Here is a 14,785-nt window from a genome sequence, read left to right as displayed (position 1 = left end):
GCTGCCTTCGGGCGGCGGACCCTTGCCGGTTCCCGGAGCGGGTGATCCACTGGAGGCCCGGACCGGCGCCGGATCAGCGGCCGGGCTCCGTACCGGCCCGCCACGCGGACCGGGCGGCGCACACCGGACGGGCGACGCCGTCCCCCGGCTGCACAGCCGTTCCGCCGTACAGCCGCGCAGCTCTGCCCTACAACCGAAGAACCGCGACAAGACGAGGTTTACATGGCCACGACCGCCGAGCACCTCGCACCACCCCCGGGCGTCGACCTGGTCTGGTACGGCCGAGTGGCCGAGCTGACCGAAGAGGCGCTGGCCCACCGCCATCTCCTCGACGCGGAGGAGTCGTCCCGGCTGGACGCCTTTTTACGCCCCAAGGACCGCCATGCCTATGCGGTGGCACACGTGGCCCTGCGCAGGCTGCTGGGCACACATCTCGGCATCGCCCCCGGCGCCGTCGCCATGGAGCGCCGCCCCTGCTCCCGCTGCGGAGGCCCCCACGGGCGGCCCGCGATCCCCGGTGACCGGGTGCACTTCTCCCTCTCGCACACCAGCCGTACGACGGACGGCAGAGTCCTGATCGCGCTCGCCCGCACCGCGGTGGGGGTGGATGTCGAAGTGGTCCCGGGCGAACAGACGGTCGCCGAGGTCAGCCGCCAGCTGCACCCCCATGAGCGGACCGAACTGGACGCGCTGCATCCGGCGGACCGGCCACTCGCCTTCGCCCGCTGCTGGACCCGTAAGGAGTCCGTGCTGAAGGCGACCGGCGCCGGACTGGGCGAAGGAGTGAGCGGCATTCACGTAGGCGCGGGACCGGTGCCGCAGCAGCGGCCCATGGGGGCCGGACTCCCCTGCGCCCTGACCGATCTCCCCGCCGGGACCGGCTATGCGGCCGCCGTCGCCGTGCTGGGAACGACTGCGCGAACCCCCGGCCCGTCCCCCGACGCCCACGGAGCCTGACGTATGCAGTTCATCATCTTCATGACGCTTCCGGGGCTGGTGATCCTGCTCACCGTCATAGCCCTCGTCGACTATCTGATGCGGGCGACGGGCCGGGGCAAACGGACCGGGCGGGTGTCCGCGACCGGCTTCGAGCAACTGCACGCGTCCTTCTCCCCGGGCAAGGCGACGGAGCTGAAGGAGCGGCAGAGTTCGCTGCTGATGAAGGACGACGACGAGGACGGCGCTCCGCCGAATCGTTCCGTCGTGGATCTCGACGGCGGGGTGGCTGTGGTACGGCTGCCGCCCGCGGCGGCCGGGGGCAGCACCCGCTGAGACGGATCACGGCGGTACGCACCTGCCCACCGGGCCGGCCGGGACCGTTCGCAGCCGTACGGTGCCCGCCCGCGGCGACCGCGGGCGGGCACCCGGGACCGGCGGGTCGGCCGGTTGTCAGGAGGCAGCGGGTCTGCTCGCCTTCAGGGAGTACATCAGCGGGACCCTCGGCTGCCCGGCCGGGAAGCGGAGGTAGCCGTCCCGCTTCTCCAGGGCGTCGAAGCGGTCGAACAGCGATACGTCGTGCTCATGAAGGAACTCCAGCCGCAGCCCGGTGGCGCAGAGCGCCGAGACGACCTCACCGATCGGATGCTGCCACTCCACCGTGCGGTTGTGGACGGTCTCGGCGGACCGGTCGGCGTACGTTCCGGACTCCTCCTCCAGCCACGGCTCGCGGGCGAAGTAGTCGTGGACGACACGCGAACCGGTCTCGTCGTCGAGGACATCGGTGATCGGGTGGAACTCCGCGAGGTAGAGGAATCCGCCCGGCGCCACGAAGGACGCCGCGGTCTCGGCCCAGCGCTTGATGTCGGGAAGCCAGTTGAGGGCTCCGACGCCCGTGTAGACGATGTCGTACGGCCCTTTGGGCACGGCTTCCGCGGCGTCGTACACATCGGCGGCCACGAACGCGGCGCGCTCCGGGCCCAGGCCGATCTTCGCGGCGAGCGTGCGGGCGCTCCGGACGGCCGGTGCGGAGAAGTCGAGGCCGACGACGCGCGAGGCGCCGCGGCGTGCCCATCCCAGGGTGTCGAGACCGATATGGCACTGGAGGTGGAGCAGGCTGCGCCCGCTGACGTCACCGACCTCCGCAACTTCGAAATCGCGCAGCAGATCCTTGCCCGCGAGGAAGGCGTCGATCTCGTAGAAGTCGCCGGTCATATGAATGGGGACGCGCTCGTCCCAGTTGGATTTATTGGTCTCTTGCCAGCCTTCGGGGATCTCGCGCAGGTACATGATTCCCGACGTTATCCACAGGCTGCGGACAGCGCGAACGGTTTGTCGGCGTCCGGCGCAGAATGGGGTCATGACTGAGAACACACAGCCGGACCTGACGGAGTCGCCGGAGTCGCCGGAGCATTCGTCGCCGTCCTCACCACAGGGGTCCTCACCAGAGGGGTCCTCGGCTCAAGGGCCCTCGGCTCAGGGGTCGTCCCCGTTGTGGGAGCAGCGTTTCCGGGCGCCGCGTGTCTCGCTTCCGGACTGGGCCCAGGACGCTCCGGACCGTTCGCTCTTCGTCTCCAATGCCACGGGGACGTACGAGTTGTACGCGTGGGACCGGGCGAGCGGCGAGCAGCGGCAGGTCACCGACCGGCCGAACGGCACGACCGACGGGGTGCTGTCCCCGGACGGCGAGTGGATCTGGTGGTTCTCGGACAAGGACGGGGACGAGTTCGGCATATGGCTGCGGCAGCCCTTCGGCGGCGGGCCGGACGTGCCGGCCGCGCCGGGGCTGGATCCGTCGTATCCGGCGGGGCTGGCGATCGGCCGGAACGGCGTCGCGGTGATCGGGCGATCCACCGACGAGGACGGTACGACGATTCATATCGTCCGGAACGCGGCCGCGTGCAGTCCGCCGGTGGAGATCTACCGGCACCGGGAGTCGGCCGGGGTGGGCGATCTGTCCCGGGACGGGACGCTGATCGCCGTCGAGCACACCGAGCACGGCGATGCGATGCATTCGGCGCTGCGGGTGGTCGGCCTCGGCGGTGAGACGGTCGCCGAGCTGGACGACACCGAGGGCGGCACCAAGGAGCTGGGGCTGGAGGTCCTCGGCTTCGCTCCGGTCGACGGGGACACCCGGCTGCTCGTGGGGCATCAGCGGCGGGGCCGCTGGGAGCCGATGATCTGGGACGTGGCCTCCGGGGCCGAGACCCCGCTGGCGATCGACCTGCCGGGCGATGTGAACGCCGAGTGGTATCCCGACGGCTCCGGGCTGCTGATCGCGCACAGCTTCGAGGCCCGCGGTGAGCTGTGGCGGTACGACCTGGCTTCGGGCGGGCTGACCCGGATCGACAGTCCGGCCGGTTCGGTCTCGGGGGCGACGGCCCGCCCGGACGGCGAGGTCGAGTATCTGTGGTCGTCGGCGGCGCTGCCGCCGCAGGTGCGGTCGACGGCGGGCGGGATCGTGCTGGACCCGCCGGGTCCGAAGGCGCCGGAGTCGGTGCCGGTGGAGGACGTCTGGGTGGAAGGGCCGGGCGGAAGAGTGCATGCGCTGGTGCAGCGGCCCGCGGGGGCGGAGGGTCCGCTGCCGACGGTCTTCGAGATCCACGGCGGCCCGACGTGGCACGACAGCGACTCCTTCGCGGCGGGCCCCGCGGCCTGGGTCGATCAGGGCTATGCGGTGGTGCGGGTGAACTACCGCGGCTCGACGGGATACGGCCGGGCGTGGACGGATGCGCTCAAGCACCGGGTCGGGCTGATCGAGCTGGAGGACATCGCGGCGGTCCGCGCATGGGCGGTGGCGTCGGGGCTGGCCGATCCGGAGCGGCTGATCCTGGCGGGCGGCTCCTGGGGCGGCTATCTCACCCTCCTCGGGCTGGGGACCCAGCCGGAGGACTGGGCGCTGGGTCTGGCCGCGGTGCCCGTCGCCGACTACGTCACGGCGTACCACGACGAGATCGAGGCGCTGAAGTCGATGGACCGCACACTGCTGGGCGGGACCCCGGAGGAGGTGCCCGAGCGGTTCGCGGCGTCGTCGCCGCTGACCTATGTGGACGCGGTGCGGGCGCCGGTCTATATCTCGGCGGGGGTGAACGACCCGCGCTGCCCCATCCGCCAGGTGGAGAACTACGTCGACCGGCTGGCCGCGCGGGGCGCGGTCCACGAGGTCTACCGGTACGACGCGGGGCACGGCTCTCTGGTGGTCGAGGAGCGAATCAAGCAGGTGGCGATGGAGATCGCGTTCGCGGCGGCGCATCTGCCGGTCCCGGAAGGCGGCGCGGGGCGCCAGGACGGCCCGGCCGGAGAGGGGGGCGCGCAGCAGTAGCCGGAGGACGTTCCGTACCGTGGAGGGGTGTACAGGTTCCTGCTGACGCCCCGCTGGTGGGGCATCAATGTCTTCGTCGCGCTGGCGATCCCGCTGTGCATCTTCATGGGGACCTGGCAGCTCGGCCGGTTCGAGGATCGCGCCGAGGCCCAGAAGGAGGCGGAGCGGGCGCCGACGGCGGAGGAGCTGAAGCCGACGCCGCTGGACGAGCTGCTGCCCGTCGACAAGGAGACGTCCGGCCGGACGGCGACGGCCTCCGGGAGCTACGGCGAGCAGTTCCTCGTCCCGGGGCGGCAGCTGGAGGGCCGGACCGGTTCCTATGTGCTGACGCTGCTGAAGACCGACGGGGGCCGGGCCCTCCCGGTGGTCCGGGGCTGGCTTCCGGAGGGGGCCGCGGCGCCCGCGGCACCGGCGGGCCGGGTCTCGGTCGCGGGTGCCCTCCAGGCGTCCGAGACCGTCGGCAAGGACGGGGTGCACGCGGCGGGCGGGCTGCCCCGGGGACAGCTGGCCATGATCAGTGCGGCGTCGCTGGTCAATGTGGTCCCGGACCAGGTGTACGACGGGTGGGTCACCCTCACCGAGGCGGACGCGGGCCTGCGGCCCGTACCGGCGACCCTGCCGGAGGGTGCCGGGCTGGACCTGAAGGCCTTCCAGAACCTGGGGTACTCGGGCGAGTGGTTCGCCGGCGTGGCGTTCATCCTCTTCATGTGGGTCCGGCTGTTCCGGCGTGAAGTGGAGATGCTGAAGGACGCGGAGCTGGGTGCGGCCCTGGAAGCGGAGACGGGGGCGGTGGCAGGCGGCGGGGATGCCGGTGCCGTCGATGGCGATGCGGCGGGCGCAGCCGATGCGGCTCCCGTGGCTGCGGCTGTGGCCGCGGTGCCGGGGTCCGGCGGTGCGGAGGGCCGGGCCGAAGGCTCGGGTACGGGATCGGCGGCCGGGCGCACCTCGGTCTGATCCCGCGGGCGCCCACGGCCGCCCCTGCCGGTGCCGTACCGCTGCCCTGCCGGTGACCGGTCGGTGTGCCCCGGTGTTCAGCCGGGGTAGGGAATCCAGCCGGGAGTGGTACGGGTGGAGCGGGACGCGGAGACCGGGACGACGGTGCTCAGCGGGATCCACTCGTCGTCGGGCGCCCAGGAGCCGTCGGCGGAGGCCTGGACGTGGAAGGGGCTGGGGGCCCAGCTGAGCAGGGCGCAGGGACCGGTCATGGACGCGGGGCGCTCCGGGAGGTCCGGGTCGCGGTCATCGGTCTCGCCGGCCTCGCCGTCCCCGGCCGGGGACGGGTGGAGGTCCGCAACCCAGCCCTGGAAATGACGGCCGTCGTGGAGCATGAAGCCGACCCGGTCGGCGCGCTCGCAACACCCTTGCAGATAGCCGCGGAGCGTCTCCGTACCGTCATCCGCAGAGGGTGCGTCTTCCGCGGGCAGCCCGTCACCCATGATCCGTCCTTCCCTCATGATCCGCCCTTCACCCGGCGGCCGTCCGTCGTCGAGAAGCCGTCCGCTCCGCTGCCAGTGCTGTGACCGGAAAGGTCTGCCGTGGGCCCGCGGCTCCCCCGGCCCTGCGGCCGGGTGGGGCCCCCAGGTGCGGTGCATCTGACGCCGCGGGCTGATCCTCGAAGATCGCCCGGACGGGACCTAGCCGCCCAGGACGCCGGTCCGGTAGATCGTGCCGGAGCAGGCGTTGGGGATGGTGGCCTCGGCCGTGGGGGCGCCGGGGTCGGCGGTGTGGGTGACCGAGACGCTGCCTTCGGTGGAAGCCGGGTCGGAGCCGCTCAGCTGCGGTTCGGTCCCGGTGGGCGGCGGGCCCGCGGGGCTGCCGGTGCCGCCGCTGGTCGTGCCCTCCGTGGCGGAGGGGTCCGGGGACGGCTGGCCGGTGGGACAGCTCTCGTCCGGGACGAACGCGAACCGCACCTCGTACGCCGAGGCGGGCTTCAGCACCAGCGGGGTCTGCTTCTCCCTCGCGGGGGCGGGCAGGCCCGGGGCCGCGTCGCCGCCGGTGTGGTCGACGACGTTGATCTTCGACTCGTCGGTGGCGCCGCTGACGGTGAAGGCGATCGTGCCCTCGCCCTTGACCGCGCATTCGTTGTCGGAGACGTTGGCGACCCGGAACGCGCCGTACACCCTGCCGTCCGCGTCCGGTGCCTCGGCCGCCGCCGAGACGACGTCGAGCTGGGCGGATTCACAGGCCGGGGAGGAGTCGGCGGGGGCATCGCCGCTGCCACCGGTGGCCTCGGGGTTCTTGGCCGTGTCGGCGCCGGGCGTGGGGGCCGACGAGGGGCCGCCGGAGCGGGTGCCCGTCTCGTTGTCCGGGCCCTTGCCGGAACCCGGCCGGGGACGCTCCGCATTGTCCGGGCCGCCGGAGATACCGGAGAGTTCGCCCTCGCCGCCGGTCGGCTGATCGTGTCCGGCGTTGGCGGTGTTGGTGCTGGTGGTGCTGCCCGAGCGGGCCACATGGACGAGTGCGGGAACCGCGGTCCCGGTCAGCACGACCGCGGCGACCGCGCCCACCAGCATCTGCCGCTTGCGGGCACGCCGCGCGGGGACGGCCGTACGCAGCCGGTCCAGGGCGCCGTCGGAGGGCTGGAGCCCGTCGACCGCGTGGTGGAAGAGCTGCCCCAGATCGGACGAGAGGTCGAATCCGGGGGCGGCGCCGGGGCCGCGGTCCGGTCCCGGGACCGGTCCGGAAGCCGCTCCGAAAAGCGGTCCGGGATCCGGTACACCGCCGGAGCCGGAGCCCGCACCCGCGCCCGCGCCAGGTCCGGAACCCGCGCCAGGTCCGGAACCCGTACCCGCGCCCGGTCCGGAGCCCGTACCCGGGGCAGCGTGGTGTCCGGGCCGCGGGTTCCGCTGTTCCGAGGGCTCCGGCGCATCCGCGCCGTATCCGTTGTCCGGCCTGTTGTTCACGTTTCCGTTTTCCGTCCGGTTGTCGAGCGGCCCGTCCGGTTGCCCCTCCGGCTGCTCGTTCTGCCCGGTACCCGGGTTCTTGCCGTGCCCGCCGCTCACTTCGTGGCCCCCATGGCCACCCGCAGGGCCGCTATGCCCCGGGAGCCGTACGCCTTCACCGAGCCGAGGGATATGCCCAGCGTCCGGGCGACCTGGGCCTCGGTCATATCCGCGAAGTACCGCAGGACGAGGACCTCGCGCTGACGGCGCTGGAGGCCGCGCATCGCCTTGATCAGGTCGTCCCGCTCCAGCCGGTCGTACGCCCCCTCCTCCGCGCTCGCCATATCGGGCATCGGCTTGGAGAGCAGCTTGAGGCCGAGGATGCGCCGGCGCAGCGCCGAGCGTGAGAGGTTGACGACGGTCTGCCGCAGATAGGCGAGGGTCTTCTCGGGGTCGCGGACCCGGTTCCGCGCGGAGTGGACCCGGATGAAGGCCTCCTGGACGACGTCCTCGCAGGAGGCGGTGTCGTCGAGGAGCAGCGCGGCCAGCCCCAGCAGGGAGCGGTAGTGCGCGCGGTAGGTCTCCGTCAGATGGTCGACGGTCGTGCCGAGGGCCACGGCCGGTGCCGTGGCCGCGGCGTTCTCCCGCTGCGCGGGGATGCCCGGGGAGAGCGCCGCTCCGGGCGGCGTCGAGGGGGTGGACGGCACGGGCGCGATCACCGGCATGCCCCCCGGCAGGCGTGGCCTGCGGAAAGGGCGTACCGAGACACCGGGTGCCGCCACCCTTGCGAAGTCGAGTACCTCTGCCACGTCTGTTGGACCCGCGTCCGCCCTTCAGGGTTGTACGCGCATGCTTCGGCTTCCGACCGTGGTTTCTCTGCAGCCATGCGTCGTCGCTCTTCCCCAATGCCCCTGTTTCGCGGCGCCGACCGGCGGTGCCCGCAAAGACGCTCCCCGCCCAACTGACGGTTGCAGTAAGGGAGTAGGGAACCGTTGGTCATCTTCGCACCCGAGCCGAGCCGGTACTGACCTGCGGTGCACTCACGGGGCGTTCACAGATCCTACAAAGTGTAGGCACCATTTAGACAGGTCGAAGGGCCCGAAATAAGCCGCGAACCGATCATGGGACGGGGTGGGAGGGCATCAGCGACTGTGCGACGGCCTCGGCGATCTGCGCGGTGTTCAGCGCCGCGCCCTTGCGGAGGTTGTCCCCGCAGACGAAGAGTTCCAGGGCGCAGGGGTCGTCCGGCGACCGCCGCACCCGGCCCACCCAGGTCGGATCGGTGCCGACCACATCGGCGGGCGTCGGGAACTCCCCGGCCGCCGGATCGTCGAAGAGGACCACACCGGGCGAGGTCGCGAGGATCTCGTGGGCCCGTGCGACCGTCACCTCCGATTCGAAGCGCGCGTGCACGGCGAGGGAGTGCGCGGTCAGTACGGGGACCCTGACGCAGGTCGCCGAAACATGCAGCCCCGGCAGGTCGAGGACCTTGCGGACCTCCGCCCGCAGCCCCAGTTCCTCGGAGGACCAGCCGTCCTCGGCGGGTTCGCCGGTCCAGGGCACGACATTGAGGGCGACGGGCGCGGGGAAGGGCCCGAAACCGGTGGCCGGAGCCCCGGAACCCGGCACCCCGAAGCCCGTACCCGAAGCGCTGCGGCCCGTACCCGAGCCGCCGAAGCCCGCACCCGGAACACCCTGGTCCGCGCCGCCCGCGCCGCGGCCCGCCGTCGCCTCCACGGCGCGGCGTACGTCCCCGGGCGTCTCGCCCAGCCCGGTCCCCGCGACCAGCGCGGTCTGCGCCCGCAGTACGGCGACGGCGTCCCGGCCCGCACCGCTGACGGCCTGGTACGAGGCGACGACCAGTTGCCGCAGCCCGAACTCGGCGTGCAGGGCCCCCACCGCCGGGAGCATCGCGAGGGTGGTGTCATGGGGTCCGGCGACGATGCCCCGTGGCCGTACCCGTATCGCGTGGGGATTGATTTCGGGGACGACCAGCGGCACGTCCGGATCGAGCCGGAACGCCGCGGACGCGTCCACCACGACCGCGCCCTTGGCGGCCGCGACCGGCGCCCACTGCGCGGACACCTCCGCGGGCACCAGGAACATCGCCACGTCGATCCCGCCGAGCGCCTCCTCCGTCAGCGGGACGACCTCGCACTCCTCCCCGCGCACGGCCAGCTTGCGGCCGGCCGAGCGCGGGGAGGCGACGAGACGGATCGCGCCCCAGACGTCCTCGTTGCGGGAGAGCAGCTCCAGCATCACCGCACCGACGGCTCCGGTCGCTCCGACGACCGCGAGCGCCGGCTTGCGGATCATCGGCCGGTGCCTCCGTAGACCACGGCCTCGTCGGTGTCGCTGTCCAGACCGAAGCGGCTGTGCACGGCACGCACCGCCTCGTTGACGTCGTCGGCCCGGGTGACGACCGAGATGCGGATCTCGGAGGTCGAGATCAGTTCGATGTTCACCCCGGCGTCCGTGAGCGCCTCGAAGAAGGAGGCCGTGACCCCCGGATTGGTCTTCATACCGGCGCCGACCAGGGAGATCTTGCCGATCTGGTCGTCGTAGCGCAGCGATTCGAAGCCGATGCGGCCCTTGGCCCTCTCCAGCTCTTCGAGAGCCCGGGCGCCGTCCGTCTTGGGCAGCGTGAAGGAGATGTCGGTCAGAGCGGTGGTGGCCGCGGACACATTCTGGACGATCATGTCCAGATTGATGTCGGCGTCCGCGATCGCCCGGAAGATGGCCGCCGCCTCGCCCGGCTTGTCGGGCACCCCGACGACCGTGATCTTGGCCTCGGAGACGTCATGGGCGACTCCGGAGATGATGGCGTGCTCCATCTGCTGGTCTCCCTGCGGTTCGTTGCTCACCCAGGTGCCGCGCAGCCCGGAGAAGGACGAGCGGACATGGATCGGAATGTTGTAGCGGCGGGCGTACTCGACACAGCGGTGGAGCAGCACCTTGGAGCCGGAGGAGGCCAGCTCCAGCATGTCCTCGAAGGAGATCCAGTCGATCTTCCTGGCCTTGGGGACGACCCGGGGGTCGGCGGTGAAGACGCCGTCCACATCCGTGTAGATCTCGCAGACCTCGGCGTCCAGCGCGGCGGCCAGGGCGACGGCGGTGGTGTCGGAGCCGCCGCGGCCGAGCGTGGTGATGTCCTTCTTGTCCTGGGACACACCCTGGAAGCCCGCGACGATGGCGATATTGCCCTCGTCCAGCGCGGTACGGATCCGGCCCGGCGTGACATCGATGATGCGCGCTTTGTTGTGGACCGAGTCGGTGATGACGCCGGCCTGGCTGCCGGTGAAGGACTGGGCCTCGTGGCCCAGGTTTTTGATCGCCATGGCCAGCAGGGCCATGGAGATCCGCTCCCCCGCGGTCAGCAGCATGTCGAACTCGCGGCCCGCAGGAATCGGCGACACCTGCTCCGCGAGGTCGATCAGCTCGTCCGTCGTGTCGCCCATCGCGGAGACCACGACGACCACTTGGTGGCCGTCCTTCTTGGCATCCACGATCCGCTTGGCGACGCGCTTGATGCCTTCGGCATCGGCAACGGAGGAGCCGCCGTACTTCTGCACGACAAGGCCCACGTGCGCTCCTCGCTCGGTTTCTTTCCGCCGCAGTCCTGTGGTCTGCGGTCGGCCCAGTTTAACGAGCGGCCCCGGTCCGGCCTCCGGCACATCACATGCTGAGATGCCCGGCTCGCCTGATGAACAGTTCCGCCCGGCAGGCCTACTGCCCCGGAGAGGACCTCGGTACGCACCATGTGGGCGGCCTCACAGGAACGGACGCGCCGTGTCCCGCCGAAGCCGCCACCGGTTCCGCGGTACGGGTCAGGGGCTGCGCAGCCCCAGCGGCGCGGCGATCTCGGCCGCCATCACCCGGCCGGCCTCCTCCGCCAGCGCTTCCTCGGCCAGGTCCTCGTCCGTGTCCAGCCCGTCCAGCTCGGCCAGCGGCTGGTCCAGCCGGACGTGCGAAACCAGCGACTGGAGCGCCCGCAGGGTCGCCGACGCGGTCGGCCCCCAGTTGGAGAAGTACGAGAACTGCCACCACCACAGTGCTTCGGTGGTGCGCCCGGCCCGGTAGTGGGCGAGGCCGTGCCGCAGATCGGTGACGATATCCGCGACATTGTCCGAGATACGGAACGCAACGGGCGCCTTGCGGGGCTCGTAGGGGTCGAAGACCTCGGAGAACACATCGACCGGTTCCAGCATCCGGGCGAGCCGCTCCCGCAGCTCGTCCACGTCCGGCTCCGGCCCGGTATCCGGTTCGTACCGCTCGTCGGGAACGATGTCCTCATGTGCGCCCAGTCGGCCACCGGTCAGCAGCAACTGAGAGACTTCCAGCAGCAGAAACGGTACGGCGCTATCCGGTTCGTCACCTTTCGCGACTTCCGTCACAGCAACGATGAAGGACTCGACCGAGTCTGCGATCTGGACCGCGAAATCGGCGGGGTCCTGGTTCACGGCGTGCAGCATGGCGTCAGACATCGAGAAGTCGTCTCCCCTCGAAGGCACGTCCCAGCGTGACCTCGTCGGCGTATTCCAAGTCTCCCCCCACAGGGAGACCACTGGCCAGCCGGGTGACCTTCAAACCCATGGGTTTGATCATCCGGGCCAGGTAGGTGGCCGTGGCCTCGCCCTCCAGATTGGGGTCCGTGGCCAGGATCAGCTCGGTGACCGTGCCGTCCGCGAGCCGCGCCAGCAGCTCCCGGATCCGCAGGTCGTCGGGGCCGACGCCCTCGATGGGGCTGATCGCCCCGCCGAGTACGTGGTAGCGGCCCCGGAACTCACGGGTCCGCTCGACCGCCACGACGTCCTTCGACTCCTCCACCACACAGATGACGGCGGGGTCGCGGCGCGGGTCGCGGCAGATATTGCACTGCTCCTGCTGGGCGACATTGCCGCAGACGGAGCAGAAGCGGACCTTGTCCTTCACTTCCAGCAGGGCGTGGGCGAGGCGTCGGACGTCGGTCGGCTCGGCCTGGAGGATATGGAAGGCGATCCGCTGCGCGCTCTTGGGACCGACGCCGGGCAGCCTGCCCAGCTCGTCGATCAGATCCTGAACCACGCCTTCGTACAACGGACTGCCTTTCCTCTGCTCCTGGCCACTGCTCTACGACCGGAATACCGGCCGCCGGGCACCCCGGCCACCCGGCCGACCGGTCGCCCCGGGATCCCGCGGCCCGTCTCACCGTAGTGGCTGAGCCGCCCCGTCCAGAAGACCGGATGCCCGGAAGCAGCCCGGATGCCGGATCAGAACGGCAGACCCGGCATCCCGCCCAGCCCCTGCGTCAGCGGGCCGAGCTTCTGCTGCGCGAGCTGCTGTGCGTTCTCGTTGGCGGCCTGTACGGCGGCGACCACGAGGTCCGCGAGGGTCTCGGTGTCCTCGGGGTCGACTGCCTTGGGGTCGATCACCAGGGCACGCAGTTCACCGGAGCCGGTCACGGTGGCCTTGACCAGACCGCCGCCCGCCTGCCCGTCGACCTCGGTACGCGCCAGCTCTTCCTGGGCCTGCGCAAGGTCCTGCTGCATCTTCTGGGCCTGCTGGAGGAGCTGCTGCATATTGGGCTGGCCACCACCGGGGAACACGGTCACTCCTGGCATCTCGGCATCACAAACGGGTACGCCGTACATCACAACGGGTACTCCGTCGAGCCTACGTGGTCCCGGTTCGGAGCGCCGCACCGAGCGGCGGTCCGGCCGCCGGAGGGGATAGGCTGCGGGGCCCGTCTTCCGATCAGGGCCCTCGCCAGGGCCTTCCGCCGACGGAAATACCGGGATTTCCCCCACACGGCCACCCATTCGGCGGTAGGAAAGGACATGTCGTTCCCGTATGCAGGCGCATCACCGCGCACGCAGCCCGCACGGCACCGCACCGCACCGCATACGGGAACACTGCACACGGGAACGCCGCCGGCCACGGCAGCAGCACCCGCAAGAGCCTGAAAAGCGCCAGAGCCAGAGAAAACCAGAGCAACAAAGCAACCCAAAGCAACCCGAGCAACCCGAGCAACCCAGAGCAACGCCGTACACGTCGTAGAGGAGTGTCCCGGTGAGTCAGCCGGAGATGCAGCCCGGGGGCCCGGCCCCGGAGGAGCGGAGCGAACGGAGCGAGCCGCCGCGCGGTGATCTGACCGGCCGGCCCTTCCCGCTGGGCGACTGGGGCGAGCCCGCCGAACGCCTCGACGAGCTGTACCGCTGGGTGGAGGCGGCCGCGCTGAGGACGGTGGACTGGTATCTGGCGGACCGGGTCTGGAAGCGGCGTACGGGACGGCTGCTGCGGCTCGGTACGGCCCTGGGCACCATCGCCGGGGCCGCCCTCCCCCTGCTGGATCTGACCGGCCGGCTGGCGGGCGCCGCGGGGTGGGGTTATCTTTCGCTGCTCCTGGGCGCGGCCTGCCATGCCTGCGACCGCTATTTCGGGGTCACCGCGGGGTGGATGCGGAATATGGCGACCGCGCAGGCCGTGCAGCGGCGATTGCAGATACTGCAATTCGACTGGGCTTCGGAGAGCGTACGGGAGATCCTCGGCCCCACCGACGGCACCGCGAGCGAGGCGGCTGAGCGCTGTCTCGCGGTGCTGCGGCGCTTCTCGGAGGACATCCAGGAGCTGGTACGGGCCGAGACCGCGGACTGGATGCGCTCGTTCCACGGCGGTCTGGACGCACTGGTGCTCCAGTCGGGCATGCTGCCGGGCCCCGGCACCGCCTCGGCGCGCGGTCCGGAGCCGGGCGCCCCCGGGCTCCGTACCGCACTCCCTCCGGGCACCCGCCCCAACATGCCGCGCCAGCGCCCGCCGGAGCCGCCCCGCTGAACCGGCTCACAGGCCGGCTCCGGGACCCGCTCCGGGGCTCGCGCAAGAACCCGCGCAAGAACCCGCGCAGGGACCCGCGCAAGGACCGGGCCTAGCTGAAGACGATCATCGAACCCTGGCCCAGGCTGCGGGTGGCCGCCGCGTGCAGTCCCAGCCAGACGTACCGCTCGCGCGCAAAGGGGCTTTCGTCGTACGGAATCGGGCCGGCGGGCTCCTCCAGCTCCGTGCCCCGCTCCGGAGCCCGGGGCGCGGCGGGCGGGTTCGCCGGGTCGATGCCGATCGCCGGGGCGACGTACTCCAGCTCCCGCAGCAGCCCCTGCGACGAGCCCAGCGGGCCCCCGCCGGCGAGGAGTTCGTCGGTGGACAGCGGGGCGGCGAAGTCGACCGGGACATAGGCGCCCGCGTGGTCGTAGTGCCAGACCAGATGCGACTGCCGGGCCGTCGGCTCGAACATCTCCAGCAACTGTTCGTAGTCGCCGCCGAGTTCGTCCACCGGGGTGACGGCGAGTCCGCAGAGCTGGAGCAGATAGGCGCGGCGCAGGAAGTGCAGGGCGTCGTAGTCGAATCCGGCGACGGGGGCGACGTCTCCGGCGAGCCCCGGCATATACGCGAATACCGGCACGGTCGGCAGCCCCGCCTCCGCCAGCGCCGTGTCGTACGAGGCCAGCTCTTCGGCGAAGGGGTTGTCGGGGCTGTGACAGAGCACGTCGACGAGGGGGACCAGCCACAGGTCACAGGCCAAGGAAGGGCTCGCTCTCCACGATAGGGACGACGAGAGACAACGGGGGCGGCGCGGCGCACCAGACTATGCGGCGCCGGGCCCGGTGTGCAGTAC

At 71.5% G+C, this 14,785-nt stretch carries 15 protein-coding genes; 5 read left to right on the top strand and 10 right to left on the bottom strand.

Annotation, left to right across the window (positions count from 1 at the left end; translation table 11 throughout):
• Positions 1-222: 222 nt before the first annotated feature.
• Together ACIQ9E_RS09700 and ACIQ9E_RS09695 are read left to right on the top strand one after the other, a co-directional pair.
• Complete coding sequence (locus ACIQ9E_RS09700; protein ID WP_403704620.1) at positions 223-957, top strand: 4'-phosphopantetheinyl transferase family protein; 735 nt, start codon at positions 223-225, stop codon at positions 955-957.
• 3 nt (positions 958-960) lie between these two features.
• Positions 961-1,272, top strand: coding sequence for a DUF6191 domain-containing protein (locus tag ACIQ9E_RS09695; protein WP_403704617.1), 312 nt, complete (start codon positions 961-963; stop codon positions 1,270-1,272).
• Positions 1,273-1,389: 117 nt separating this feature from the next.
• Here the strand turns inward: ACIQ9E_RS09695 and ACIQ9E_RS09690 are convergent, their stop codons facing one another.
• The gene (locus ACIQ9E_RS09690; protein ID WP_403704614.1) at positions 1,390-2,226 is read right to left on the bottom strand and encodes a class I SAM-dependent methyltransferase; all 837 of its coding nucleotides are present in this window, start codon (positions 2,224-2,226) and stop codon (positions 1,390-1,392) included.
• A gap of 70 nt (positions 2,227-2,296) precedes the next feature.
• On the opposite strand from ACIQ9E_RS09690, the gene ACIQ9E_RS09685 reads away from it, so the two are divergent.
• Both ACIQ9E_RS09685 and ACIQ9E_RS09680 read left to right on the top strand, forming a co-directional pair.
• Positions 2,297-4,258, top strand: coding sequence for a S9 family peptidase (locus tag ACIQ9E_RS09685; RefSeq protein ID WP_403704612.1), 1,962 nt, complete (start codon positions 2,297-2,299; stop codon positions 4,256-4,258).
• 27 nt (positions 4,259-4,285) lie between these two features.
• Positions 4,286-5,212 (top strand): SURF1 family protein, encoded by a 927-nt coding sequence (locus ACIQ9E_RS09680; RefSeq protein ID WP_403704609.1) that lies wholly within the window; start codon positions 4,286-4,288, stop codon positions 5,210-5,212.
• Between the two features lie 77 nt (positions 5,213-5,289).
• Here the strand turns inward: ACIQ9E_RS09680 and ACIQ9E_RS09675 are convergent, their stop codons facing one another.
• From ACIQ9E_RS09675 to ACIQ9E_RS09640, 8 genes are all read right to left on the bottom strand, one after another.
• The gene (locus ACIQ9E_RS09675) at positions 5,290-5,712 is read right to left on the bottom strand and encodes a hypothetical protein (protein WP_403704606.1); all 423 of its coding nucleotides are present in this window, start codon (positions 5,710-5,712) and stop codon (positions 5,290-5,292) included.
• A gap of 180 nt (positions 5,713-5,892) precedes the next feature.
• Positions 5,893-7,161: a hypothetical protein gene (locus tag ACIQ9E_RS09670; protein WP_403704603.1), complete on the bottom strand. Its 1,269-nt coding sequence runs from the start codon at positions 7,159-7,161 to the stop codon at positions 5,893-5,895.
• A gap of 95 nt (positions 7,162-7,256) precedes the next feature.
• Positions 7,257-7,949: a SigE family RNA polymerase sigma factor gene (locus ACIQ9E_RS09665; protein ID WP_403704600.1), complete on the bottom strand. Its 693-nt coding sequence runs from the start codon at positions 7,947-7,949 to the stop codon at positions 7,257-7,259.
• Between the two features lie 310 nt (positions 7,950-8,259).
• Complete coding sequence (locus ACIQ9E_RS09660; RefSeq protein WP_403704597.1) at positions 8,260-9,456, bottom strand: Asd/ArgC dimerization domain-containing protein; 1,197 nt, start codon at positions 9,454-9,456, stop codon at positions 8,260-8,262.
• Entirely contained in the window at positions 9,453-10,724 is a 1,272-nt protein-coding gene (locus tag ACIQ9E_RS09655) for an aspartate kinase (RefSeq protein ID WP_403704594.1), read from the bottom strand. The genes ACIQ9E_RS09660 and ACIQ9E_RS09655 overlap by 4 nt, the downstream gene beginning before the upstream one ends.
• 243 nt (positions 10,725-10,967) lie before the next feature.
• The gene (locus tag ACIQ9E_RS09650) at positions 10,968-11,624 is read right to left on the bottom strand and encodes a DUF5063 domain-containing protein (RefSeq protein ID WP_366261632.1); all 657 of its coding nucleotides are present in this window, start codon (positions 11,622-11,624) and stop codon (positions 10,968-10,970) included.
• Positions 11,617-12,216, bottom strand: coding sequence for a recombination mediator RecR (gene recR, locus ACIQ9E_RS09645; RefSeq protein ID WP_403704590.1), 600 nt, complete (start codon positions 12,214-12,216; stop codon positions 11,617-11,619). Before recR ends, ACIQ9E_RS09650 begins: the two co-directional genes overlap by 8 nt.
• Positions 12,217-12,389: 173 nt before the next feature.
• Positions 12,390-12,725, bottom strand: coding sequence for a YbaB/EbfC family nucleoid-associated protein (locus ACIQ9E_RS09640; RefSeq protein WP_078902221.1), 336 nt, complete (start codon positions 12,723-12,725; stop codon positions 12,390-12,392).
• A gap of 463 nt (positions 12,726-13,188) precedes the next feature.
• Between ACIQ9E_RS09640 and ACIQ9E_RS09635 the strand changes: the two genes are divergently transcribed.
• Positions 13,189-13,950, top strand: a complete 762-nt coding sequence (locus tag ACIQ9E_RS09635) for an SLATT domain-containing protein (RefSeq protein ID WP_403704588.1) — start codon at positions 13,189-13,191, stop codon at positions 13,948-13,950.
• A gap of 91 nt (positions 13,951-14,041) precedes the next feature.
• Here the strand turns inward: ACIQ9E_RS09635 and ACIQ9E_RS09630 are convergent, their stop codons facing one another.
• Positions 14,042-14,692 (bottom strand): hypothetical protein, encoded by a 651-nt coding sequence (locus ACIQ9E_RS09630; protein WP_403704585.1) that lies wholly within the window; start codon positions 14,690-14,692, stop codon positions 14,042-14,044.
• Between the last annotated feature and the right edge of the window lie 93 nt (positions 14,693-14,785).

It is taken from the genome of Streptomyces sp. NPDC094448 (assembly GCF_044763775.1).
GTDB lineage: Bacteria > Actinomycetota > Actinomycetes > Streptomycetales > Streptomycetaceae > Streptomyces.
This window is presented reverse-complemented; position numbering and strand designations above follow the sequence as displayed.